The sequence below is a fragment of the Kouleothrix sp. genome, assembly GCF_046328425.1.
In the GTDB taxonomy this organism is placed as follows: Bacteria; Chloroflexota; Chloroflexia; order Chloroflexales; family Roseiflexaceae; genus Kouleothrix.
On the sequence record NZ_JAXLWP010000022.1, the window covers coordinates 22,697 to 45,873 of the forward strand.

The following is a 23,177-nucleotide window of genomic DNA, read 5'->3' on the forward strand; positions in this document are numbered from 1 at the left end:
CGCGATACCGCTGTCGCCCACGACAGGCGGTCGGCCAGCTATCGACACGAAGCGATGCTACAGATCAACCAGCTCAGCTTTCAGTATGCGGCCGCCGACACCGCCGCGCTTGAAGATATCGGCCTTACGGCCGAGGGTGGGGCGATCATGCTGATCGCCGGCAGCAGCGGCTGTGGCAAATCGACGCTGCTGCGCTGCATCAACGGGCTGATCCCACGCTCGTACCGCGGCAAGCTCAGCGGCACGGTGCATGTGCGGGGCCAGGCCACGGCGGGGCTCTCGCTGGCGCGGATCGCCCAGCTGATCGGTACGCTGCAGCAGGACCCCGAGAAGCAGATTGTGGCCAGCTATGTCGCCGAGGAAGTAGCGTTTGGGCCAGAAAACCTGGGCTGGCCGCGCGCGCGGATCCGCGCGGCGGTGGATGCGGCGCTGGAAGAGCTGGGCATTGCGCACCTGAAGGGCCGCGAGACCTTTCACCTTTCGGGCGGCGAGAAGCAGAAAGTCGCGCTGGCCGGGCTGCTGGCGATGGAGCCGCAGGTACTGCTGCTCGACGAGCCGCTCGCAAGCCTCGACCCGCTGGCGGCGCACGCGGCGATCGAGGTGATCCGCGCGCAGGCCGAGCGTGGGCGCTGCGTGCTGCTGGTGGAGCACCGCGTCGAAGACGCGCTGCACAGCCAGCCGAGCCAGGCGCTGCTGCTTGAGGGCGGGCGCCAGATCTACCAGGGCGGCACCGCCGGGCTGCTGCGCGCAGCCGACCCGCTGGCGGTGAAGCTACCGGCGCCGACGGCGGTGGCGCGGCTGCTTGAGCGCCCGCCTATGCCAGCGCGGCCCGCTGCCGCTGGCGCGGCAGCGGCGCAGGCCGAGCCGATCATCGCATTCGAGCAGGTGGAGTTCTGGTACGACGACGAGCGCCGCGCGGTGCTGAAGGGCGTATCGCTCGATATTCGCAAGGGCGACGTGATCGCGCTGCTGGGGCCAAACGGCTCGGGCAAATCGACGCTGGTGAAGCATGCGCTTGGGCTGCTGCGGCCGCGCGCCGGCCGGGTGCGCGTCGAGGGCCGCGACACGCGCGATGCCACAGTGGCGCAGATGGCGCGCACGGTCGGGTATGTGTTTCAAAGCCCGACACACATGCTCTTCGCGCCGAGCGTGCGTGAAGAGCTGGCGTTTGGCCCGCGCAACCTGGGGGCCGACGCGCAGACGATCGAGCGCGCCACCGCGCGGGCGCTGGCGGCCACCGGGCTGGGGCAGCTGCTGGAGCGCGCGCCGCTGAGCCTCTCGTTTGGGCAGCAGAAGCGCGTGGGCATCGCGGCGGTGATGGCCATGCAGAGCCGGGTGCTGGTGATGGACGAGCCGACCGCCGGCCAGGACTACGCCAGCGCCACCCGGTTTATGGACGAAGTCACGGCGTTGGGTGCGTTTGACGCGGTGATATTCGTGACGCACGACCTCGACCTGGCGCTGACATACGCGAACCGCGTGCTGCTGTTCAACGACGGCCAAGTTGTTGGCGACGGCGCGCCTGAGGCAGTGCTGAGCGACACCAGGCTGCTACGACGTTGTAATGTTCTCCCAACGACGCTGTTGGAGCTGAATCTGGAACTGCTGCCGCGCACCGGCCGGTTCATGGGGGTGCAGCAGATCGCCGCGATCCAGCGCGGCACTGTTGATATCGAACATGCTGCGGCCGTGTCAGCCGCGGCAGGCAAGCCAACAGACCAAGGAGGACACCATGAGCATCAGTGAACCGGCCGCCAGCGGGCGGAACAGCACGGCGCAGAACCGCTGGGTGCGGCCGCTGCTGCCGCTGCTGATCATCGCCATCGCCGCAATTGTGCTGCTGTACCTCGGCGGCTTTGTGGCGACGGCGCAGGGCGCCACCGACGACGCGGCGCTGCCGCTCTCGCGCTGGTTGGGCGTGATCGCGGCGACGGCGGTGATCTTGTACGGGCTGTATGTTGGCCTGGCGGCCAAGCCGATCTGGCAGTTTGGGACGCGCGAGGTGGTGTATGCCGCGATTGGCGCCGCGCTGTATGGCGTGCTCTCGTGGGCGACCAACATCATCCAGCTGCCGTCGATCAGCCTGGTGGCGCTGCGGCCGGCGGTGGTGATTCCGGTGTTCTTCGGCATTGCGTTTGGGCCGCTGGTGGGCTTCTTCAGCGGCTTCGTGGGCAATGTGCTGGGCGACGCGCTCACCGGCTGGGGTGTGTACCCGCTGTGGGATGTGGGCAACGGCCTGATGGGCCTGGTGCCGGGCCTGATCGTGGCGTTCAGCACCCGCCGGCGCGCGCTCGACGTGGTGACGATCGTGGTGGCGGCGCTGTCGCTGCTGGCCACGCTGCTGCTGGTGACGAACGCGAGCTTCACGGTTACCGACTTCAACGGCAACGAGAATCCGGTCGGCCCGCTGTGGTGGCTGCCGCTGCTGGGCGGCGTATTGGCGGTGGGCGCGCGCTATCTGTTCGCCAAGCGCGAGGAGCTGGCCGCAGCCGAGGTCTGGGGCGCGCTGGGCATTATCATCGGCATTGGCTTCGCGGCGTTTGGCGGGGTGTTCCAGAACGGCACCAGCCCGGCGCTGGCGTTTTTTGGCGAGTTCGTGCCGGCGGCTGGCTCGAATCTGATCAATGTGCTGATCCTGCTGCCGATCCTGCTGACGGCCTGGACGGCGGCGCGGGCGCGCAGCGGCCGCTAGCGCGCTGCGGCGCAGCTGCTAGGGCGGATTCAACCACCTGCCCGCCGCTTGCGCGCCTGGCGCGAGCGGCGGGCTCGGCTCGTGCAACGGCCTTCGGCCCAGCAACGCGCAGGCGCGGGCAAGCACAAGGCATCGTAGGGCGCTATGATTGTCACCTGGAAGTATAAAGAGCGCGGCACCGCCTACCAGCGGCTCGACTCGCGCGCGCGGCTGATCTTCATGCTGGCGCTGCTGTTTGCGATCATCCAGGTGTGGGATCTGCGCATTCTGCTGCTGTTCCTGGCGGCCGCGCTGATCCAGTACCGCGCCAGCCGGCTGACGTTCGGCGAGACGCGCGCCTTCTGGACGATCATGGGCGTGTTCATCACCTTTATTACGGTGGTGACATTTCTGACCGGCCGGGGCGGGGTGGGGGTCTTCAGCGATACGCATATCCTCTGGCAGGGCGGCCAGGGCTGGCTGGCGCTGACGATCAGCAGCGAGCGGCTGGCGTTTGCGGCCAGCCAGTTCGTGCGCCTGGGCACCATGGCGCTGCTGGTGGGGGTGTTTCCGTATACGATCCACCCGGCGCGCTATGGCATTACGTTCCGCTCGCTGGGCCTGCGCGACACCTGGGCGGTCGCCACCGACCTGGCATTCCGCTTTGTGCCGAACCTGGCTCACGATTTTTCGACCACGATGGACGCGCAGCGCGCCCGCGGCTACGAGCTTGAGCGCGCCGGCGGGCTGATCCGCGCGCTGCGTAACCTGGCGCCGCTGATTGTGCCGGTGACGATCGGCGCCATCCTCAAGGGCGAGGAGCTGATCGACGCAATGGACCTGCGCGCCTTCAATACCGGCAAGCGCACCTGGTACCACCAGCTGGCCTACCGCCTGCCCGACTACATGCTGCTGGCGCTCGGCCTGGGCACGCTGGCGACCGTGACGGTGCTCAACTTCGCGCTGCCCGGCTTTGGCGACCTGTGGGTGCCTGCCTGGCTTTCGGCGCTGGCGCGCTAGTGGCGCGGCGGTCTGGGGCGGCCACGAGACGCCCTGCTGCTTTGAAGAAGGATCTTGGAGGGAGCTAGTGCTCCGGGATCTTTCTCCAGCTGATCACGTGCTGTATGTGGGGGTCGGGGCGGCGAAGCCGCCCCCGACCTTGTTGCGATGCCCTGCCCGGCGAAGCCGGACAGGGCATCGCAACACAAAAGTGATCAAACAGAGCTGGTATGCGCGGCCTCGCCGCCCGGCACCCAGCGCGCTTCGGCCTGGTGCCCCGCCGGCAGCAAGTATGGGTCGGCGGCAAGCTCGGCGGCCAGCGCGGCCGTGTGCGGGGCCAGGCGCAGCGCCGCAGGAAACAGCTCGGGCACGATCGTGGCCAGCGGCTGCGCCAGCGCCGCCGCCTGCCCCGCGATGCGCCCGGCGCTCAACCACTCGGCCGGCGGCGCGCCATTGCCGGCCAGCAGAAAGCCCCACTCGCTAGCGTAGCAGTTGACAAACGCGCTGTGCATGGCCACATGCCGGAAGTGGCGCGCCGCTAGCGCCTGCAGCCGCAGCGCCGACCAGTAGGGCGGGTTGCCGGCGTCGCCGTGCAGGCTGACGATCGCGCCCGGCGCTACAGCGGTGGCCAGCTCGGCCAGCACCTGCTCGTACAGCGCCAGGTCGGCGGCGCTGTAGGCATCGAGGAAATCGACGATCACCACCGCGTAATCGGCCAGCGGCGCCTGCCGCAGAAACTCGCGCGCGTCGGCCACCACCACGCGCACGCGCGCGTCGGCCAGGCTGCCGCGATTAAGCTCGGCCAAGTGCGCCGCGCAGGCGTCGATCACCGCGCCGTCGAGCTCGACCAGCGTGACGCGCTCGACACGCGGGTCGCGCAGCGCCTCGCGCGCGGCGCAGCCGTCGCCGCCCCCAAGAATAAGCACCTCGCCGGGCCGATCGTGGGCGAGCAGCGGCAGCAGCGCCAGGCGCTCGTGGTAGGCCTGCTCGCCGCAGGCGATCAGCTGGACATTGCCGTCGAGGAACAGGCCGCGGCCGAGCACCGGCACGTCGGCGATCACCAGGTGCTGATACGCGGTCTGCCGCTCGTCGATCAGGCGCGCGGCGCCGACCAGCGTGTGCCGGCCGGGGCAGAGCGCGTCGAATGCGGCGCCGACCCAGTCGGCGGAGGTAAATGGCTGGCGCATGGTTGGCTCCATTTCGTGGTTTCATTGGGCGAGCGCGGGCATGGTAGCAGGTTTGGCGCGCGTGGTTGGCAGGCCGGCGCCGGTGGCGCATGCCTCAGGGAGCGGCGGCCGGTGCTGCGCTGCCCTGAGGCATGCGCACAGGCCATGGCTCGCCGGCACGGCCTGCTTTCCTCTCCGCTAGTGGCACGCGTAGCCAGGCAAAAGCACGCATTTCGACACCAAATCGCTCCAATTTTGCGATGCCCAACGCTATTGTTTCGCGCGCGCGCGTGCTATGCTGCAGATCGCCGCGCGGGGCGCGAGCCCGGCGGCGCGGCCTTTGGCATATGCGATATGTGTGTTTACAGGAGGATCGGGCGTGTCCACTTCATCGCTTGGAATCGCCCCCGACACGTTGGCGCGCGCGTTCCCGATGCATCTTATGCTCGACCGCGAGCTGCGTGTCGTGCAGATCGGCCCGGCGCTGCGGCAGCGCTACCCCAGCCTGGCGCCTGGCATGGCGCTCGACCAGGCGTTCAGGATCGAGCGGCCGGCGCCGCCCGCAACCTACGAGGCGCTGAGCGCCCACGTATGCGCGACGCTGGTTGCGCGCGCCGGAGGGCTGCGGCTGCGCGGCCGGCTGCTGCCGGTGGCCGAAACGCAAACCCTGCTGTTTCTCGGCGATGCGGTGCGCAGGCGCCCAGCGCGGGCCGCGCGCCGCGTGGCCAGCTCGGCGCGGCGCGAGCACGACTTCGCCGCCGCAGTGGTCGAGACGATCAGCAGCCTGGTGATCGTAGCCGATCGGCAGGGGCGGATCGTGCGCTTCAACCGCGCCTGCGAGCAGGCCTCGGGCTACTGTTTCGACGAAGTACGTGGCAGGGTGTTCTGGGATCTGCTGCTGCCTCCCGAGCAGATCGCGGCGGTGCGCGCGATGTTCGGGCGGCTGTGTGACGGCGAGTTCCCGATCGCCTTTGAGAACGAATGGATCGCGCGCGACGGCCACTGCCGGCTGATCGCCTGGACGAACACCGCGATCTGCGACGCGGCCGGCGCGCCCGAGTACCTGATCGGCACCGGCGCGGATGTGACCGATCACCGCGCCGCCGAGCAGGCGCTGCGCGCCAGCGAGGCCACGCTGCGCAGCTTCTACGACAGCACGCCATTCCTCATGGGCGTGCTGGAGCTTGCCGACGACGACCTGCTGTTCGTGGGCGTGAACCAGAAAGGCGCCGAGCGCTTCGGGCTCAGCCAGGCCGGCATGCAGAACCAGCCGCTGAGCAGCTGGCTCAGCCGCGACGAGCTAGTGCCATGGCTCGAGATGGCCCGCGAGAGCCTGCGGCGTGGCGGCCCGGCCAGCCTGGAGTACCAGCGGCGGATCGGCGGGCGCATGTGCTGGCGCCGCGCGACGCTGGGGCCGATCGCGGGCGTAGCGAGCGACCGTCCGCGCTTCGCCTATGTCGTCGAAGACATCACCGAGCGGCGCCAGGCCGAAGAGGCGCTGCGCGCCGCCGAAGCGCAGTACCGCAGCCTGGTAGAGCAGATCCCGGCGATCATCTATACCGCCAATGTCGACGAGAGCAGCAGCACGCGCTACATCAGCCCGCAAATCGAGAGCATCCTCGGCTTTACGCCGGCCGAGTGGCTGGCCGACCCGACGCTCTGGCTCAAGCAGATCCACCCCGACGACCGCGAGTATGTGCTGTCGCGCGTGAACGACGCGCAAACCAGCGTGCAGCCGATCCCGGCCGAGTACCGCGCGCTCACGCGCGACGGCCGGGTGGTATGGTTCCGCGACGCCGGCCACGTCGTATACGACGACGGCGGCAAGCCGCTGCTGATGCAGGGCATCACGCTCGACATCACCGAGCGCAAGCGCTTTGAGGCCGAGCTGGCGCAGGCGCGCGACCAGGCGCTCGAAGCATCGCGGCTGAAGTCGGCGTTTATGGCGACCATGAGCCACGAGATCCGCACGCCCATGAACGGGATCATCGGCATGATCGAGCTGCTGCTGGACACCGAGCTGCGGGCCGACCAGCGCGAGTGTGCGACGATCGTGCACGAATCGGCGCTGGCGCTGCTGACGATCATCAACGATATTCTCGATTTCTCGAAGATCGAGGCGGGCAAGCTGCAGCTTGACGAGGCCGAGCTCGACCTGCTGGCGGTTGTCGAGGGCAGCGCCGAGCTGCTGACGGGCCGGGCGCGCGAGAAAAAGCTCGCGCTGCTGACATTCGTGGCGCCGGATATTCCCAGGCGGCTGCGCGGCGATGCCGGCCGGCTGCGCCAGGTGCTGCTGAACTTGCTGGGGAACGCGGTGAAGTTCACCGAACAGGGCGAGATCGTGGTGCGCGCCGAGCTGGCCGAGGCCAGCGGCACGAGCGTGCTGGTGCGCTTTGTGGTGCAGGATACGGGCATTGGCATATCCGAGGCCGACCAGCGGCGGCTGTTCCAGCCATTCAGCCAGGCCGACGCCTCGGTGACGCGCAAGTACGGCGGCACTGGCCTGGGTCTGGCGATCTGCAAGCACTTGGTTGAGCTGATGGGCGGCGACATCGGCCTGACCAGCAGCGAAGGCCAGGGCACCAGCTTCAGCTTCACTGCGCGCTTCACTAGCCAGCCTGCCGATGCCGGCCGCGCGCTTCCGGCTGGGCTGGCGGGGCTGCGGCTGCTGGTGGTAGACGACAGCCGCACCAGCCGCGATATACTGGTGCGGGTGCTGCGCGCCTGGGGCGCCTGCGCCGACGGCTGCGAGAGCGGCGGCGCCGCGCTGCCAATGCTGCGGCGCGCGGCTGCGGCCGGCGCGCCCTACGACCTGGTGATCACCGACCTGGCCATGCCCGAGCTCGACGGCTTTGCGCTGGCGCGCGCGATCGACCGCGACCCGGCGATCGCGCACACGCGCCGCGTTCTGCTCACGGCGTTCGACGAGCGCGGCCAGGGCGAGCAGGCGCTGCAAAGCGGCTTCGCAGCATACCTGACCAAGCCGATCCGGCAGGGGCCGCTGCTCGACACGCTGGTGCGGCTGGCACACGAGGGCCAGCATGCCAGCGAGCGCCGCGCCACGCCGGCACAGCCCCAGCCCGCGCCGCTGGTGGGGCTGCGCATTCTGGTAGCCGACGACCACGCCGTCAATCGGCAGCTGGCGCAGCGCCAGCTGGCCGCGCTGGGCTACCAGGCCGATCTGGCTGCGAACGGCCGCGCCGCGCTCGAGGCGGTGGTGGCCGGAACGCCCTACGCACTGATCCTGATGGACTGCCAGATGCCTGAGCTTGATGGGTTCGCGGCCAGCCGCGCGATCCGCGATTTCGAGCGCGCCAGCGGCAGGCACACGCCGATCGTCGCAATGACCGCCACCGCCATGCCGGGCGACCGCGAGGCCTGCGTTGCGGTGGGTATGGACGATTTCCTGAGCAAGCCGGTGCGGCGGGCCGATCTCGAGCTGGTGCTCGCGCGCTGGCTGCGTGGCCCATCGGCCAGCACGCCGGCGCAGCTCGACCGCGAGACGCTGGCGCACGTGCGCGCGCTCCAGTCGCCGGGCGAGCCCGACATGCTCGGCGAGCTGATCGACATGTTCGTGCCCGACGCGCACACGCAGGTGGCAGCGCTGCGCGCTGCGCTGGCCAGCGGCAACATGGAAGCCGCGGCGGCGCTGGCGCACCGGCTGCGCGGCAGCAGCCTGAACCTCGGCGCCACCGACCTAGCCGCGTGCTGCGCCGAGCTCGAGCAGAACGCGCGCCAGCGCACACAGCACGAGGCTGCCGGGCTGTTCGAGCGCATCGAGCAGGAGCTGGAGCGCGCCATCGAGGCGCTCATGGCCGAGCGCGCCCACCCCACGCTGTAGCGGCCACGCCATGTCTGGCGCGGGGTACGCACCCGGTCGGCAGCCGCCACAGCGGCCCGCAAACCCTGCCGGGTAGGCGGCGCATGGGTAATGGATCGGCTTGCCGGCTTTGGCAGCGCCACATCAGATCGTAATGCTGTCGAGCAGCAGCTGGAGGCGCCGCAGCGCGAACGTCTGCGGCAGGTACACGTCGGCGCCGGCCGCCTTGGCGCGCTGCTCCTGGTCGGGCGAGCCGCTGGGCACCACCAGCACCACGCATGTCTGCGGCGAGCGCGCCTTGATCTCGCGCATGAGCTGAAAGTTGCGCATGCCCGGCGCGGTGTCGTCGCAGATCACCACAGGCACGCGCTGCCGCCCGAGCCGCCATAATACCTCGCTTGGCAGCATGGCTGTCACGATCTCGCACGACGCCGGGCCGCGCAGCTGCTGGTTGAAGTACTCGGGTAGAATGCGGCCGCCGCCGATCACGACAATCATTGGGTGCTTCGAGCGACGGCGCCGCACAACTGGTTGTGTCATAGTGCGCTTCCTATCCTGTGGGTACTAGCTCAAGTAACTCTATAGGTTCGCGCCATTAGACTTTATCGGAAATAGGGGAGCCGAAGGGGCTTTGCCCCACCAAGAGAGGATTCTTGGGGGCGTGCGGCCCCCAAACTCCCACCATTGTTATTTCCAATAAAGTCTATTGGCTGGCTGTGTCAAGTGCCTGCAACACGCACCCCAGAAATAGATCGACATCAAACGGCTTCGCGAAACAGCGGCGGTTCAGGTGCTTGAGCGGCGCGGCGAGCAGATCCAGCACGCATGTGTCGGTGCTGGTGATGAAAATGGGAATCGTATCCCACCACGCCACCTCTACTCCATCGCTGCTTATGCATCTCGGCGAAGATCGTGGCTCTGAGGTTGCCTAGCACTATAACCATATCCTGGTGATTCTGTTGTAAGGAAAACACTGGGCACTGTGTCAGGTATTTCCCCTACAAGCGCCGCTGCGCCACAGGGCGTGGCCTCGCACAGGCGCTCGTGCAGCGTTTTTCGACCCCTCTCCCTCCCCCCTCCCCTATCAGGGGAGGGGAAACACATCTGGCTGTGTGGTGCGGTCGCACGCGCTCGGGAGAGGGGGTAGGGGGTGAGGGGCGACTTTGCACGAGCCCTGGTGTCCTCGCGCGGCCGCTTGACACAAACAAAGTTTAGTGCTAAACTGGTTGCCATGAAACGAACTGCGCACACACACCGATCGAGCTTGCGGCAGCCGGCAGTGCTGGCATGGCTGCGGCTGGCGCGCGTGTTCCAGAAGGTCGACACGCGCTCGGAGCGCTTTTTTCGGCAGCACGGCCTGAACGCCGCGCAGTTCGACGTGCTGGCGCAGGTCGGCGCGGCGAGCGGCATCAGCCAGCAGGAGCTGGCGAACGCCCTGCTGGTGACGAAAGGCAACATCTCGCAGCTGCTGAACCGGCTCGAGCAAGATGGCCTGATCACGCGGCGCCAGGAGGGCCGCACCAACTGCCTTTCGCTTACCGAGCGTGGCCAGGAGCTGTTCGCGGCGGTGGTGCCGCAGCAAGAGGCGCTGATCGCCGGTATGCTCGCGCCGCTTTCGGCCGACGAGCAGCACGAGCTGCTGCGCCTGCTGCGCAAGCTCGATCAGAACCTGCCATCGTAGTTTTTTGGCTTTCAAGTTTAGTGCTAAACAGCACTGCCCCGGAGAAGGAGAGGCGCTAGATGGAGACCGGCACCCTTTCGTTTGTTCACCAGTTCGTCGCGGCGCGCGAGGCGGGCGCGCCGACGCTGCTGCTGCTGCACGGCACCGGCGGCAACGAGCACGACCTGCTGGGGCTTGGCCGCGCGCTGCACCCCGGCGCCGCGCTGCTCAGCCCGCGCGGCCAGGTGCTTGAGCGTGGCATGCCGCGATTTTTCCGCCGCCTGGCCGAAGGCGTATTCGACCAGGACGACCTGCGGCGCCGCACCGACGACCTTGCCGCGTTTGTCGACGGCGCCTGCGCGGCCTATCAGCTCGACGCCAGGCAGGTGATTGCGGTGGGCTTTTCGAATGGCGCGAACATCGCCGCAAGCCTGCTGCTGCGCCATCCGAGCGTGCTGGCCGGGGCGGTGCTGTTCCACGCGATGGTGCCGTTCGAGCCCGATCGCTCGCCCGACCTGCGCGGCGTGCCGGTGTTCCTCGGCGCCGGCCGCTTCGACCAGATGGTCGCGCCGGCGCAGACCGAGCGGCTGGCCGAGCTGCTGGGCCAGGCCGGCGCGGCGGTGACGCTGCACTGGGAGCCGGGCGGCCACGCGCTCAGCCCGGCCGAGGTGCGCGCCGCCACTGGCTGGCTGCTCGAGCACGCGCCGCGAGTGCGTAACCCCTAATGTCTTAGAAATTGTTTGAGAAGGGGTGCGCGAGGGGCATAGCCCTCGCACTTCCCTTCTGGCGGGTGGCGGCCACCCGCCAGAAAAGTGGAAACTTGGAGGGACTTCGTCCCTCCAAACCACCCTTTTCAAACAGCTTCTTAGAAATTGTTTGAGAAGTAACCACCAAGACACGAAGACACCACGATCGAGTATGTCGTGTTGGTGCTTTTTCAGCGAATGAGCGCTTGGTGCCTTGGTGCCTTGGTGGTACACTGGCTTTTCAAACAGTCTCTTAGGACAAACGCAGTTGGCGTGCTCAGCCTTCGGCAGAGCGTTACTATCCTTGTGTGTTGCGTGTGGTTTTCCGCACGCAGCTACGTAGCTCCTATGTCTATTACTTTGGAGGAAGACCATGAACCTGCTAGGCATTCACCATCTGACCGCCGTGTCGGCGCAGATTCGCGATAACTACCGCTTCTATACGCAGACGCTGGGCATGCGCCTGGTGAAGCGCAGCGTGAACCAGGACGACGTCAGCGCCTATCACCTGTTCTATGCCGACGCGCAGGGCAGCCCCGGCAGCGACCTGACGTTCTTCGACTGGCCGGTGCCGCGCGAGCGGCGTGGCACGCGCGCGATCACGCGCACCCACCTGCGCGTGGCCGGCGCCGAGGCGCTGGCGTGGTGGGCCGGGCACCTGCGCGAGCGCGGCGTGGCGGCCGGCGAGCTTGCCGAGCGCGATGGCCGGCTTACGCTCGACTTCGAGGATCACGAGGGGCAGCGCCTGGCGCTGGTGGACGACGGCGGCGCGGGCGAGGCGCACCCGTGGGATCGCAGCCCCATCCCGGCGGCCTACCAGGTGCGCGGGCTCGGCCCGATCATGCTCAGCGTGCCCGAGCTTGCGCCAACCGACGCGATCCTGCAGCGCGTGCTGAACATGCAGCCGGCGCGCAGCTACGCCCACCCCGAGAACAATCGCCACGCCGTGCACGTCTATGCGATGGGCGCGGGCGGGCCGGGCGCCGAGCTGCACGTGGCCGTGCAGCCTGATCTGCCGCCAGCGCGCTCGGGCGCGGGTGGGGTGCACCACGTCGCGCTGCGCACGCCCACATTCGCCGAGTACGACGCCTGGGCCGAGCGCCTGAACAGCCTGCGCATTCCGAACAGCGGCAAGATCGACCGCTACTGGTTCCGCAGCCTGTACTTCCGCGAGCCAAACGGCATTCTGTTCGAGATTGCTTCGGACGAGCCGGGGTTTGCCGTCGACGAAGACCCGGCGACGCTGGGCGAGAAGATCGTGCTGGCGCCGTTTCTCGAGCCGCAGCGCGCTGCGATTGTGGCGAACCTCAAGCCGCTCGATTAGGGGGCTGCGCAGCGCGCACGCAGTTGCGGCCGGCGGCCTTGGCCTGGTAGAGCGCCGCGTCGGCGCGCTGCACCAGCGTATCCAGCGGGCAGGTCGGGTCGCCGGCAGTGTTGGCGACGCCCAGGCTGGCGCTCAGGCGCAGCTGCCGGCCCTGGCCCAGGTCGATCGGCGCTGCGGCAATGCCGGCGCAGACGCGCTCGGCGACTGCGGTGGCCTCGGCCAGCGTCGTGCGCGGCAGCAGCAGCAGCAGCTCCTCGCCGCCCCAGCGGCCCAGCAGATCGTATGGGCGGATGTTGCGGGCGACCACCACGGCGACATGGCGTAGCGCCATGTCGCCGACCTGGTGGCCGTGCTGGTCGTTCACCTGCTTGAAATAGTCCACGTCGAGCAGCGCCACCCCCGCCGACGTGCCCTCGCGACCCGCGCGCGCCAGCTCGATCTCGACGGCGTTGGTGATCGCCATGCGGTTGAGCAGCCCGGTAAGGCCATCGGTGTCGCGCGCGGTGCGCAGGCGCATCTCGAGGTCGACGATCCGCGCGGCGATGGCCACGCGCGCGCGCAGCTCACTCGGGTCGCACGGCTTGATGAGGTAGTCGTCGGCGCCGGCGTCGAGCCCGCGCACGATGTTGTCGCGGCCGTCTTTGGCGGTGAGCAGGATGACATAGGTGTAGCCGGGAAAGCGCGCCGCGCGGATGCGGGCGATCAGCTCGGGGCCGTTGAAGCCGGGCATGCTCCAGTTCGTCACCACAATCGGCGCAGGCGCTTCCTGCAGCATGGCCCACGCTAGCGCGCCGTCGTCGGCCTCGCGCACACTATACCCAAGCTGGCCGAGCTGCTTCGACAAAATGTGGCGTTGGATGCGGTCGTCGTCAACGATCAGTATCTGCATGGTTTGAACCCAGGCGGCCTGGCATGCTGCCGGCGGCGCCTCCGGAGAACGCGCCCGGCTTCAGCATTGGGCGCCAAGGAACTGGCGCTATTGTAGCATAGCGAGCACGCACTTGGGTGCGCTGCCTTCGCTCAGTGCCTGCGCAACGCCGGCCCTCACCCCTTCCCCTCTCCCGCACGCGGGAGAGGGGATTATTGTTGGCTGTGGGTGCGGTCGCCGCCGCGACCGCACCACACAGCCAGATGTGTTACCCCCTTCCCTGAGAGGGGAGGGGTCGAAAGACGTCGCACGAGCCCTGTCGCTGATAGGCGGCGGAGGGAGCGGCGGCGAGACGCTGCACGAGCCGTGGGCATTATTCTGCGGCGCGGTCGTGCTCGCCCGGCGGCTCTTCAAACAGCCTGGCGAACGGCCTGAGCGGCGTATTGTGCGTGAACTGCCACTGCAACGCCGCCTGAACAAACAGCGCCGGCGGCAGCGTGGCAATCAGCTGTGCGTTCTCGAGCGGCGAGCTTTCTTCATCGAGAAAGCGGAAGATCCGGTCGATCGGGTTACGCTCGAACATCGCCGTGAAGATTGGCTTGAGCTGGTCGCCATAGTGATCCATCATCTCGAGCATCACCGCGTCGAGCAGGCGGTAGCGCTGCGCGTCCTCGGGCACGTCGAACGGGTGGCCGTGCTCGATCAGCGAGCGGATGATCGCCGACGAGTCGTGCTGGATGCGTACAAACGCATAGCCCGTGCTGGGCTTGACGCGCCCGCCCTTGGTGCCGATCGCCATCACCCGGCGGCCCAGGCGGCGCGGGAACGGGTGGTCGGTGGCCGGGATGACGCCCTGCTCTTCGGCGACGACCCGGTACTCGGCGATGTGCAGCACGTCGGCCAGGTACTCGCGCAGCGCCTCGGCATACTCGGTGTTGCTGAAGCGGTCGTCGGCGAAGGCGGTGAACTCGACCAGCGCGCGCCGTGGCGAGAACGGCAGCACATAGAAGAAGCGCGTCTCGCGCTCCTGCGGCGTGCGGAAATCCATCAGCGTGGCGGCTGCGGGGTTGAAGGCATCGGATGCGGTTTCGATCTCCCAGCCCTTGAAGTGCAGCTGCAGGTACTGGTGGCGCGCGTCTTCGGCAACCTCGGCCGGCCGGAAGACGCTGTCGAACACCCAGGCGCCGCTGTAGCGCTGGCCGTCGACAATCACATGCGCGCAGGCCTCGTCGTCGGCGATCTGCTCGACCGTACCTTGCAGCATGGTCACATTCGGGCAGCGCGCGAGCGCGGCGTGGACGAAGCGGTAGAAATCGATGCCGCGGATCATCTGGTAGCGGTAGCGCTTCAGGTCGATCAGCTGCGCGCTGTCGTCGTCGGCTAGCTGAAGCTGCTCCCACGAGCGGTATACGATCGCTTCAAACGGCGTGGGCTCGTCGGCCCAGAACGCCCAGGTGCGATCGTTCTGCCGCTTGTTGCCCTTGTCGGCGATCAGGATCGCGCGGTCGCCCAGCGGGCTGTTGATCAGCTGGTAGGCCAGGCTCAGGCCGGCCGCGCCGCCGCCCGCGATGATATAGTCGTACGCTGGCATATGCGCTCACTTGGCCGGGCGGATGCGCTCGGAGGCGACCCACTCGTTCCACTCGGGGCCGTAGTCGTCGTACTTGATCTGGTGGATGCCGGAGCGGACATCCACAACCCTGGCGGGGTACCACGTGCGCTTCCAGCGCACCTCGACGCGCGCGCCAACCGCGTACACCGGGCGCACTGGCGCGCGGGTGCGCTCGCCCGCCACCCACTCGTCGTCGCTTTCTTCGTAGCCGTAGTAGTGCACCTTGAGCTGGCCGGCGCGCGCGTCGATGATCTGCGCCGGGTACCACTCGCCCGCCGAAAGCACCTCGACGCGCTGGCCGACGCGCGGGTCGAGCCGCGGGCGCGCCGCCGCCACGACGATGTCGGCGTCGAAGCCGGGGGTGGTGGCGAAGGTGGCGATCTGCTCCTCGGCGAAGGCCATGCTCTCGGCGATCTGCGCCGCCAGCTCGCGCAGCGAGATCGTGCTGTCGCCGTTGGCGTCGACAAACGCCTGGCCGCGCAGCCCAGCCAGCAGGCCCTCGGTAAACGTCCAGTTGCCGGTCGACGACTCGTTCGCCAGCGAGGAGGCCAGGCAGGCGTAGGCGACCTTCTTGGCCTGGCGGGTGATCGCGTCGGCCAGGCTGCCCGAGCAGCAGCAGTCGGCCAGCAGCAGGGCGCGCGCGCCGCCAAAGCAGCGCTCGATCGTCGCGGGGATGCTCTCGACCGCCCAGCCCGCATTGTTCGCCGCGCCCGCGTCGTAGCTGGCGAAGCACGCCGCGCCGCTGTCGGTTCGGTAGCCGTGGCCGCAGTAGTAGAGCACCAGCAGGTCGCCGGGGCCGGCGGCGGCGAGCTGGGCTTCGAGCGCATGCTGGATGCGCGCCGTGGTGGCCTGGCGGTCTTGCAGGTAGACGATCTGCGCCGCCGGAAGGCCCTGCGCGCGGAAGAACTCGACCAGCGCGGCGTCGCGGCGGTTCTCTTTAGGGAAGGAAGCGAAGTCCTCGGCGTGCTGCCATTCCAGTGTGCCAACCGCGAATAGCCAGGTGCGCTCGGGGCTCCAGCCAAGGGTAGGCGAGTGTGTCACGGTCGTTGCTTTCTGTTTGCTATGTACAGCCGCGGCGGGCAACACGTGGCGTGAACGCAGGTGCGTGCGGGGCGGCTGCGATTATACCACTACAGTAACAATTAACAATTTCTGTGTGGGGTTTTCCGCGCACAGCGCGGAAAACCGCACACGATACGGAGCATAGTACCGCTCTGCCGAAGGCTGTGAGCGCCAACTGCGTACAGGGCTCGTGCAACGTCGGCCCTCACTCCCCTTACCCCCTCCTCTGACAGCGGAGGGGGTAGGGGGAGGGGTCGACAGACGTTGCACGAGCCCTGCAACTGCGTAAGCCCCGAAGAACATAATCAAACGGAGGTGGTATCATAGAGCGAAAGAGATCAAACGGAGCTGCTATCAATGGTCAAGCTTCGCCCCTTGCGCTGGCCAGATGATCGCGCCGCACTCTGCGCGCTCGACACCTCCTTCACGACCGGCCGGGTGTATCAGGCTGTGGTGAGCGGCCTGTCGGTTCGGCTGGAAGACACCGCAATCGCGCCACCGCTGCACAAAGCCTATGAGCTTGCCGACGACGTGGATGGCTTCCCGACGTTCGATCACGTCGTCGTCGCCGAAATCGAGGAGACGCTGGTTGGCGTGGCGGCCTTGAAGCTCGAGCTGTGGAATCGCCGCGCCGTGCTTGGGCACCTGTACATTGCCCCACCGTACCGCGTACGCGGAGCTGGCCGCGCCTTGATCGACGACGTGGTGCGGGCCGCGCGGGAACGGCAGGCGCGCTGCCTCTGGCTCGAAACCCAGAACGTCAACTACGGCGCGATCCAGTTCTATCAGAGGGTTGGGTTTCAGTTCTGCGGGCTGGATACGACGCTGTACGATCCGCAAGGATCGGCGGGGAGCGAGATCGCGCTCTTTTTCGCCCGGCAGCTGGTATGATCGCTGTTCGCTTGATCACGTATAGTTTGTGGTGCACTGTGTGGCTTCGCCACGTCGTGCAACACAATACGAACTTCGGGGGCGGCGAAGCCGCCCTCGAACCTCCACCAACTGGAGCTGTATCGATGAGCAAACCAAACCGCCGGCTGCGGGTCGTCCTCTCGGTAGCAGGCCTCGTGTGCGTCGCGGCCTCGCTGGCGCTCAACTTCGTTGCGCCGGGCACCTGGTGGAACTGGGCGCTGCTCCTCGTCGCGATGGGATTTCTGCTGCTCTCGCGTCGGTTTCAGTAGGCGGTGGCCAGCACTGCTCACTGGGCTTCAAGGCAGCAAGCCCCGCACGATCAGTGTCGTGCGGGGCTTGCTGCTGGTATGGCTGGCGACCCGGGAGGGATTCGAACCCCCGACACCCAGTTCCGAAGACTGGTGCTCTATCCACTGAGCTACCGGGCCGTGTGCCGCCTGCTGGCTGCGCGCAGGCTGTGGGGCCGTATTGTAGTGGCTATCGCGGCTTTCGTCAATAGTGCGCAGGTCGTGCGATGCCTCCCCCTGCGCCTGCCAGGGGAGGGGAACGCATGGTTGCGTATCTCGCACTTCACAACCAGCGTTCCCCTGGTGTAGAATAATCAGCGACACCGCCGCTCAGCAAAAAGGCCCAACGATGACCGACATCGCCGCCCGCGCACAGGAGTTTGTCAAGAAGTGGGATGCCGTTACCGTCAACGAGCGAGCGGTCGCGCAGTCGCACTTCAACGACTTGTGCGCTTTGCTCGGCGTGAAGGCCCCGCTCGACGCCGACCCCAAAGGCACGTTCTTCCGCTTCGAGAAGCCGCTCGCGAAATCCGGCGGCGGCAAGGGCTTCGCGGATGTCTGGTACAAGGATCGCTTCGCCTGGGAGTATAAGACCAAGGGGAAGTACCCCGACCTGACGGCTGCCTACCAGCAGCTCACGCTCTACCGCGCCGACCTCGACAACCCGCCGATCCTCGTCGCCTGCGACATCGCCAGCTACGAGGTGCATATCGAGTTCACCGGCTTCTCCTCGAAGGTGGTCGCGTTCAAGAACGCCGACCTTCAGAACGCCGACACGCGCGAGCTGCTGCGCCAGGTGCTCAGCAACCCCGAGCAGCTACGGCCAGTCGAGCGGCAGGCGACGATCACCGAGCGGGCGGCGGCGCGCCTGGCGCAGGTGGCCCAGTTTCTTGAGAAGCGCGGGTTTGCGCCGAGCGAGATCGCCCACTTCTTCATGAAGGTGCTGTTCGCGCTGTTTGCCGAGGACATCCAGGTGCTGCCGGCCGAGCTGATGTCGCAAAGCATCAAGCAGGCCGTGCTCAAGCCCGGCGAGTTTGTGCCACGCACGCGAGCGCTGTTCCGCGCAATGAAGACCGGCGACTACTTCGGGATGGAGAAGGTGCCGCGCTTCAACGGCTGGCTGTTCAACGACGACGATGCGCTGGCGCTGAACGCCGACGAGCTGACGTTTCTTGCGGATGCCGCCCGCCTGGATTGGAGCCAGGTCGAGCCGGCGATCTTCGGCACGCTGTTCGAGCGCAGCCTGGATCCATTGAAGCGGTCGCAGCTCGGCGCACACTACACCAGCCGCGACGACATCCTGCTAATTGTCGAGCCGGTGCTGATGCAGCCGCTGCGCCGCGAGTGGGAGGAAGTGAAGGCCGGCGTAGCTGCCTTGCGCGAGCAGTGGCTGGCCGAGGGCGTCAGCGCCAACCGGCAGCGCCAGCTCAAGGGTGTGGCCGAGGGGATGCTGCTGGAGTTTACCGAGCGCCTCGCGAAGGTGCGCGTGCTCGACCCGGCCTGCGGCAGCGGGAACTTCCTGTATGTTTCGCTCAACGTGCTGAAGGACCTTGAGAAACAGGTATGGACGTTTGCGGGCGGCCTGGGCCTCCAGCAGCCCGAGCTGAGCGTCTCGCCGGCCCAGCTCTACGGCCTGGAGAAGAACCCGTTCGCGGCCGAGCTGGCGCAGGTGGTGGTGTGGATCGGCTACCTGCAGTGGAAGCGCGCCAACGGCTTCTACGACATCGAGGAGCCGGTGCTTCAATCGTTGCAGAACATCCAGTGCCGCGATGCCATCCTGGCGGCGGACCTCAACGGCCAGCCCGCCGAGCCGGAGTGGCCCGAGGCGGATGTGATTGTCGGGAACCCGCCGTTTTTGGGTGGCAGTAAATTGCGGCGCGAACTTGGTGACACCTACACCGAGAGCCTCTGGAAACTTTACCAAGGGCGTGTTCCAGGTGGAGCGGATCTCGTAACCTACTGGTTCGAGCGGAGTAGAGAGCGGATAGCGAACGGACACGTTCAGCGCGCCGGCCTCCTGAGCACTCAATCTATTCGAGCGGGCGCCAATCGGAAGGTGCTCGAACGTATTAAGCAAACCGGGGACATCTTTATGGCGTGGGCCGACCGCCCTTGGGTGCTCGATGGTGCTGCTGTGCGCGTCTCGATGGTGGGGTTTGATAGCGGCAAAGAACAAGTGCGCGTTCACGATGGCAAAAGTGCAGGTGCAATCAACGCAGATTTAACCGCCGCAGTCGATTTAACGGCTGCGCGGCCCCTTCGCGAGAATAGCAATATAGCCTTTGTTGGTAGCCAAAAGGCAGGGCCTTTCGACATACCGGCGACACTCGCTCTCGAGATGCTCGCTGCAACAGACAACCCCAACGGTCGCCCAAATTCGGAAGTTGTACGACCATCAGTGAACGGCGTCGACATTACCTCCCGTTCGCGGAACGTATGGATTATCGATTTTGGTGTCGATATGACTGAAGCTCAAGCGGCACAGTATGAGCTGCCTTTTGCTCACATCAAGCAGTTCGTATATCCGCAGCGGGTGAAAAATCGGGAGGCGGACACTGCTGAGAAGTGGTGGCTCCACACGCGGCCCCGCCCTGGTATGCGCGCGGCGATAAAGGGACTGTTCCGCTATATCGCTACGGTGAGGGTCGCAAAGCATCGGGTTTTCGTATGGCTACAGCCTCCAGCGTTGCCAGATCATAAACTCTGTGTCGTTGCGCGCGATGATGATTTTGCGTTCGGTGTGATTCACTCGCGGCTTCACGAGGTTTGGGCTTTAGCGCAAGCATCTACTCACGGTGACGGCGCTGAAGGCGGTAGACCTGTTTACGTTGTTGCTACCTGCTTCGAAACTTTCCCGTTCCCCTGGCCGCCCGGCAAGGAAGACCAGAGCGACCCGAAGGTGCAGGCTATCGCGGACGCTGCCCGCGAGTTGGTGCGCCTGCGCGATGAGTGGCTAAACCCCTCGGCCGAAGAGCTAGCCAGCGGTGGCGGCAAGCTGAAGGACCGCACGCTGACGAACCTCTACAACAGGCGCCCCGACTGGCTGGACCTCATCCACAAGCGGCTCGACGCGGCGGTGTTCGACGCCTACGGGTGGCCGCACGACCTGAGCGACGACGAGATACTGGCGCGTCTGCTGGCGCTCAACTTGGAGCGGGCGGCAGGGCAGAGCGAGGCGCCGGTGGTGGAGGGAGAAGAGGACAGTACAGAAGAGTAGAGGCGATAATACCATCCAGCGGAGGAGTATATTCGTTTTTGCTAGTCAACTCCCTTAACGCTGTTCGCAGCGATGTCGGGGGAGGGAAGCTTCGCTCACCATGTTTACGAAGTTTGCATCGCGGGCGATGATACCATTTTTGCCGGGAGGCACTGTATGGGCGCGATCGATCGCGTCCCTGCTTTCACCCGCAACGTCCGTCCGCCACCCCGCAACGTCCGTCCGCCACCCCGCAACGTCCGTCCGCCACCCCGCAACGTCCGTCCGCCACCCCGCAACGTCCGTCCGCCACCCCGCAACGTCCGTCCGCGACCCCGCAACGTTACGTCCGCCACCCCGCAACGTCCGTCCGCCACCCCGCGACGTCCGTCCGCCACCCCGCAACGTCCGTCCGCCACCCCGCAACGTCCGTCCGCCACCCCGCAGCCTCCGTCCGCCACCCCGCAACGTCCGTCCGCCACCCCGCAACGTCCGATGCTCTTTCGGGGGCTACGCGCCCCTGGGATGGCTTTCGGGGGCTGCGCGCCCCGTGCCCCGCTCTGCACCTGAGGGCTTTCGGGGCTGCGCCCCCGTGCCCTGCTCTGCGCCTGAGGGCTTCGGGGGCGGCGCCCCCGTGCCCCGCGCAAAGGGCGGGCAGCCGCCCCTTGCATCTCCCTGACGGGGCTTCGCCCCAGGCCCCATAATGAATGCCGGTGCATGTGCCACGCCGGTGGCGGATGCCTCGTGGCGCGGGTACGGGTGATGGTTTGCTCTTGAGGCATGAGCATACGGCGTTGATGTTGGCACGGCCTTTCCCGTAGGGCGCGCATCGTGCGCGCCTTCTCCCTCTCGGGCTGCGCCGGGGGCTGCGCCCCCGTGACCTGCTCTGCGCCTGAGGGCTTTCGGGGGCTGCGCGCCCCGTGCCCCGCTCTGCGCCTGAGGGCTTTCGGGGCTGCGCCCCGTACCCCGCGCAAAGGGGCGGGCAGCCGCCCCTGCATCTCCCTGCTGGGGCTTCGCCCCAGGCCCCATAATGAATGCCGGTGCGTGTGCGACGCCGGTGGCGGATGCCTCGTGGCGCGGGTACGGGTGATGGTTTGCCCTTGAGGCATGAGCATACGGCGTTGATGTTGGCACGGCCTTCTTTAACGGTGGCGGCGCGCACGATGCGCGCCCTACATTGGCCAAAACGCTCACTCGCTCTCCGCTCCAACGCTCAAACGCTCTCGCAACGCCGGTGGAGGATGCCTCGTGGCGCGGGTACGGGTGATGGTTGGCCCTTGAGGCATGAGCGTCTGACGTTGCCGCTGGCACGGCCTTTCCCGTAGGGCGCGCATTGTGCGCGCCTCGTGCTCGCCCCCAAAGGCTTTCGGGGGCTACGCGCACCCGCGCCCCCTTTTGTCCGACACTGCTTCGGGGCTGCGCCCCCGTTCCCCGCGGCAGGAAGCTGCCGCCAGCCCCCTGCACCCCGCCGCTGGGGCGAAGCCCCAGACCCCGTAATGAATGCCTCGGTATGCTCAGCCTTGGTGACGCATGCCTCGTGGCATGAAATAACCGGTTGGTTTGCCCTGAGGCATGAGCGTATCGCATTGCTTGCTGGTACGACATTCTTTCAGCCGGAAAGGTTGTAGGAAAACCGGCAGGGTTTTCCTACGCGGGGCCGGGGGCGCAGCGCCCCGGTATCACCCACTCGCGGGGGCCGGGGGCGCAGCGCCCCGGTATCACCCACTCGCGGGGCCGGGGGCGCAGCGCCCCGGTATCACCCACTCGCGGGGGCCGGGGGCGCAGCGCCCCGGTATCACCCACTCGCGGGGGGCCGGGGGCGCAGCGCCCAGCCACGATTGGGGCGCGGGGCGCAGCCCCGCAGCAAACCCGCAAGCCTATGCTATAATCACGGCTCAGGTGGCCCACCGGGCCGCCACTGGTCGGCGAAGGTGGCATGCTATGATCAAGGAGCGGCCGAGCATCTCGGCGTTTTTCCCGGCCTACAACGACGGCGGCACCATCGGCAGCCTGGTCGTCACCACGCTGCAGACGCTCGCCGAGCTGACCGACGACTACGAGGTGCTGGTCGTCGAGAACGGCAGCACCGACTATACCGTCTCGGTGCTCGAGGAGCTGGCCGAGAAGTACGACCACTTTCGCTACCTGGCGCACCGCCAGGCGCTCGGCTACGGCGGCGCGCTGCGCGTCGGCTTCCGCGAGTGCCGCAAGGATCTGATCTTCTACACCGATGGCGACGCCCAGTACGACCCGCGCGAGCTCAAGCTGCTGCTGCCGGCTATGGCCGACGATATCGACGTGGTGAATGGCTGGAAGATCGAGCGGCACGACCCGCTGCACCGGGTCATCATTGGCCGGATGTACCACCACTTCGTCAAGCTGATCTTTGGCTTCAAGCTGCGCGATGTCGACTGCGACTTCCGCCTGATGCGCCGCGAGGTGTTCGACCTGATCGACCTCGAGTCGCCCGACGGCACGATCTGCCTCGAGCTGGTGAAAAAGCTGCAGGACGCCGGCTGCCGCTTCGCCGAGGTGCCTGTGCATCACTACCACCGCACCTACGGCAAGAGCCAGTTCTTTAACTTCAGGCGCCTCAGCCGGGTGCTGCCGCACGTGGCCTGGCTGTGGTGGAAGCTTGTGGTGCGGCGCGAGCACATGGGCCGGATCAAAACGCGGCGTCGGGCGATCGAGACACAGCGGCAAACCGACAAGGAGACAAGGAGCATTGTGCGCTAGGCGCGGTTCAATTCCCGTGGTTTCGGCCCGGCTATGCGCCCGGCTGTTGCGCGCGGGCCTAGCGCAGCCGCGCGCACAACCGGCGGTGCCCGCGTGAACGCGCCAGCCTCCTTGACTG

The 23,177-nt window shown here is 67.2% G+C and carries 17 protein-coding genes and 1 tRNA gene; 11 read left to right on the top strand and 7 right to left on the bottom strand.

Annotated elements, in window-relative coordinates; genetic code table 11:
* Positions 1-54 precede the first annotated feature (54 nt).
* The 3 genes from U0177_RS19605 to U0177_RS19615 all read left to right on the top strand — a co-directional run bounded on the left by U0177_RS19605 (position 55) and on the right by U0177_RS19615 (position 3,691).
* Positions 55-1,746, top strand: coding sequence for an ABC transporter ATP-binding protein (locus U0177_RS19605; protein WP_409572354.1), 1,692 nt, complete (start codon positions 55-57; stop codon positions 1,744-1,746).
* Positions 1,733-2,692, top strand: a complete 960-nt coding sequence (locus U0177_RS19610; protein ID WP_409572355.1) for an ECF transporter S component — start codon at positions 1,733-1,735, stop codon at positions 2,690-2,692. Before U0177_RS19605 ends, U0177_RS19610 begins: the two co-directional genes overlap by 14 nt.
* Positions 2,693-2,836: 144 nt before the next feature.
* A complete protein-coding gene (locus U0177_RS19615) occupies positions 2,837-3,691 on the top strand; it encodes an energy-coupling factor transporter transmembrane component T family protein (RefSeq protein ID WP_409572356.1) in 855 nt (284 codons plus the stop codon).
* A gap of 194 nt (positions 3,692-3,885) precedes the next feature.
* Here U0177_RS19615 and U0177_RS19620 read toward each other — a convergent pair whose 3' ends face one another.
* The gene (locus tag U0177_RS19620) at positions 3,886-4,857 is read right to left on the bottom strand and encodes a hypothetical protein (RefSeq protein ID WP_409572357.1); all 972 of its coding nucleotides are present in this window, start codon (positions 4,855-4,857) and stop codon (positions 3,886-3,888) included.
* 358 nt (positions 4,858-5,215) lie between these two features.
* Between U0177_RS19620 and U0177_RS19625 the strand changes: the two genes are divergently transcribed.
* The gene (locus U0177_RS19625; protein ID WP_409572358.1) at positions 5,216-8,677 is read left to right on the top strand and encodes a PAS domain S-box protein; all 3,462 of its coding nucleotides are present in this window, start codon (positions 5,216-5,218) and stop codon (positions 8,675-8,677) included.
* A gap of 123 nt (positions 8,678-8,800) precedes the next feature.
* Here the strand turns inward: U0177_RS19625 and U0177_RS19630 are convergent, their stop codons facing one another.
* Positions 8,801-9,196 carry a response regulator gene (locus U0177_RS19630; protein WP_409572359.1) on the bottom strand — a complete coding sequence of 132 codons (396 nt, stop codon included), beginning with the start codon at positions 9,194-9,196 and terminating at the stop codon, positions 8,801-8,803.
* Positions 9,197-9,359: 163 nt separating this feature from the next.
* Positions 9,360-9,530 carry a hypothetical protein gene (locus U0177_RS19635; RefSeq protein ID WP_409572360.1) on the bottom strand — a complete coding sequence of 57 codons (171 nt, stop codon included), beginning with the start codon at positions 9,528-9,530 and terminating at the stop codon, positions 9,360-9,362.
* Between the two features lie 357 nt (positions 9,531-9,887).
* On the opposite strand from U0177_RS19635, the gene U0177_RS19640 reads away from it, so the two are divergent.
* The 3 genes from U0177_RS19640 (at position 9,888) to U0177_RS19650 (ending at position 12,386) form a co-directional block, all read left to right on the top strand.
* Positions 9,888-10,337: a MarR family winged helix-turn-helix transcriptional regulator gene (locus U0177_RS19640; protein WP_409572361.1), complete on the top strand. Its 450-nt coding sequence runs from the start codon at positions 9,888-9,890 to the stop codon at positions 10,335-10,337.
* A 59-nt stretch (positions 10,338-10,396) separates the two neighbouring features.
* On the top strand, positions 10,397-11,041 hold the full coding sequence (locus U0177_RS19645; RefSeq protein ID WP_409572362.1) for an alpha/beta hydrolase: 645 nt from the start codon (positions 10,397-10,399) through the stop codon (positions 11,039-11,041).
* 394 nt (positions 11,042-11,435) lie between these two features.
* Positions 11,436-12,386: a ring-cleaving dioxygenase gene (locus tag U0177_RS19650; protein WP_409572363.1), complete on the top strand. Its 951-nt coding sequence runs from the start codon at positions 11,436-11,438 to the stop codon at positions 12,384-12,386.
* Here the strand turns inward: U0177_RS19650 and U0177_RS19655 are convergent.
* The 3 genes from U0177_RS19655 to U0177_RS19665 all read right to left on the bottom strand — a co-directional run bounded on the left by U0177_RS19655 (position 12,370) and on the right by U0177_RS19665 (position 15,907).
* Complete coding sequence (locus U0177_RS19655) at positions 12,370-13,275, bottom strand: diguanylate cyclase (RefSeq protein WP_409572364.1); 906 nt, start codon at positions 13,273-13,275, stop codon at positions 12,370-12,372. The two genes, U0177_RS19650 and U0177_RS19655, sit on opposite strands and share 17 nt — an antisense overlap.
* A gap of 352 nt (positions 13,276-13,627) precedes the next feature.
* Complete coding sequence (locus U0177_RS19660) at positions 13,628-14,845, bottom strand: lycopene cyclase family protein (protein WP_409572365.1); 1,218 nt, start codon at positions 14,843-14,845, stop codon at positions 13,628-13,630.
* Between the two features lie 6 nt (positions 14,846-14,851).
* Positions 14,852-15,907, bottom strand: coding sequence for an agenet domain-containing protein (locus tag U0177_RS19665; RefSeq protein WP_409572366.1), 1,056 nt, complete (start codon positions 15,905-15,907; stop codon positions 14,852-14,854).
* Between the two features lie 378 nt (positions 15,908-16,285).
* Here U0177_RS19665 and U0177_RS19670 point away from each other — a divergent pair, with 378 nt between their 5' ends.
* Complete coding sequence (locus tag U0177_RS19670; protein WP_409572367.1) at positions 16,286-16,819, top strand: GNAT family N-acetyltransferase; 534 nt, start codon at positions 16,286-16,288, stop codon at positions 16,817-16,819.
* 125 nt (positions 16,820-16,944) lie between these two features.
* On the top strand, positions 16,945-17,109 hold the full coding sequence (locus U0177_RS19675; protein WP_409572368.1) for a hypothetical protein: 165 nt from the start codon (positions 16,945-16,947) through the stop codon (positions 17,107-17,109).
* Between the two features lie 83 nt (positions 17,110-17,192).
* Here the strand turns inward: U0177_RS19675 and U0177_RS19680 are convergent.
* Positions 17,193-17,268, bottom strand: a tRNA-Arg gene (locus U0177_RS19680).
* Positions 17,269-17,476: 208 nt separating this feature from the next.
* Here U0177_RS19680 and U0177_RS19685 point away from each other — a divergent pair.
* Positions 17,477-20,344, top strand: coding sequence for a class I SAM-dependent DNA methyltransferase (locus tag U0177_RS19685; RefSeq protein WP_409572369.1), 2,868 nt, complete (start codon positions 17,477-17,479; stop codon positions 20,342-20,344).
* A 1,920-nt stretch (positions 20,345-22,264) separates the two neighbouring features.
* The gene (locus U0177_RS19690; RefSeq protein WP_409572370.1) at positions 22,265-23,059 is read left to right on the top strand and encodes a glycosyltransferase family 2 protein; all 795 of its coding nucleotides are present in this window, start codon (positions 22,265-22,267) and stop codon (positions 23,057-23,059) included.
* Positions 23,060-23,177: the final 118 nt, after the last annotated feature.

Bases quoted from the DNA above. Each gene is read 5' to 3' on its own strand.
- U0177_RS19630 (WP_409572359.1), bottom strand. From the start codon at position 9,196: ATGACACAACCAGTTGTGCGGCGCCGTCGCTCGAAGCACCCAATGATT.
- U0177_RS19645 (WP_409572362.1), top strand. From the start codon at position 10,397: ATGGAGACCGGCACCCTTTCGTTTGTTCACCAGTTCGTCGCGGCGCGC.
- U0177_RS19610 (WP_409572355.1), top strand. From the start codon at position 1,733: ATGAGCATCAGTGAACCGGCCGCCAGCGGGCGGAACAGCACGGCGCAG.
- U0177_RS19615 (WP_409572356.1), top strand. From the start codon at position 2,837: ATGATTGTCACCTGGAAGTATAAAGAGCGCGGCACCGCCTACCAGCGG.
- U0177_RS19660 (WP_409572365.1), bottom strand. From the start codon at position 14,845: ATGCCAGCGTACGACTATATCATCGCGGGCGGCGGCGCGGCCGGCCTG.
- U0177_RS19670 (WP_409572367.1), top strand. From the start codon at position 16,286: ATGGTCAAGCTTCGCCCCTTGCGCTGGCCAGATGATCGCGCCGCACTC.
- U0177_RS19640 (WP_409572361.1), top strand. From the start codon at position 9,888: ATGAAACGAACTGCGCACACACACCGATCGAGCTTGCGGCAGCCGGCA.
- U0177_RS19690 (WP_409572370.1), top strand. From the start codon at position 22,265: ATGATCAAGGAGCGGCCGAGCATCTCGGCGTTTTTCCCGGCCTACAAC.
- U0177_RS19655 (WP_409572364.1), bottom strand. From the start codon at position 13,275: ATGCAGATACTGATCGTTGACGACGACCGCATCCAACGCCACATTTTG.
- U0177_RS19685 (WP_409572369.1), top strand. From the start codon at position 17,477: ATGACCGACATCGCCGCCCGCGCACAGGAGTTTGTCAAGAAGTGGGAT.
- U0177_RS19620 (WP_409572357.1), bottom strand. From the start codon at position 4,857: ATGCGCCAGCCATTTACCTCCGCCGACTGGGTCGGCGCCGCATTCGAC.
- U0177_RS19650 (WP_409572363.1), top strand. From the start codon at position 11,436: ATGAACCTGCTAGGCATTCACCATCTGACCGCCGTGTCGGCGCAGATT.
- U0177_RS19675 (WP_409572368.1), top strand. From the start codon at position 16,945: ATGAGCAAACCAAACCGCCGGCTGCGGGTCGTCCTCTCGGTAGCAGGC.
- U0177_RS19605 (WP_409572354.1), top strand. From the start codon at position 55: ATGCTACAGATCAACCAGCTCAGCTTTCAGTATGCGGCCGCCGACACC.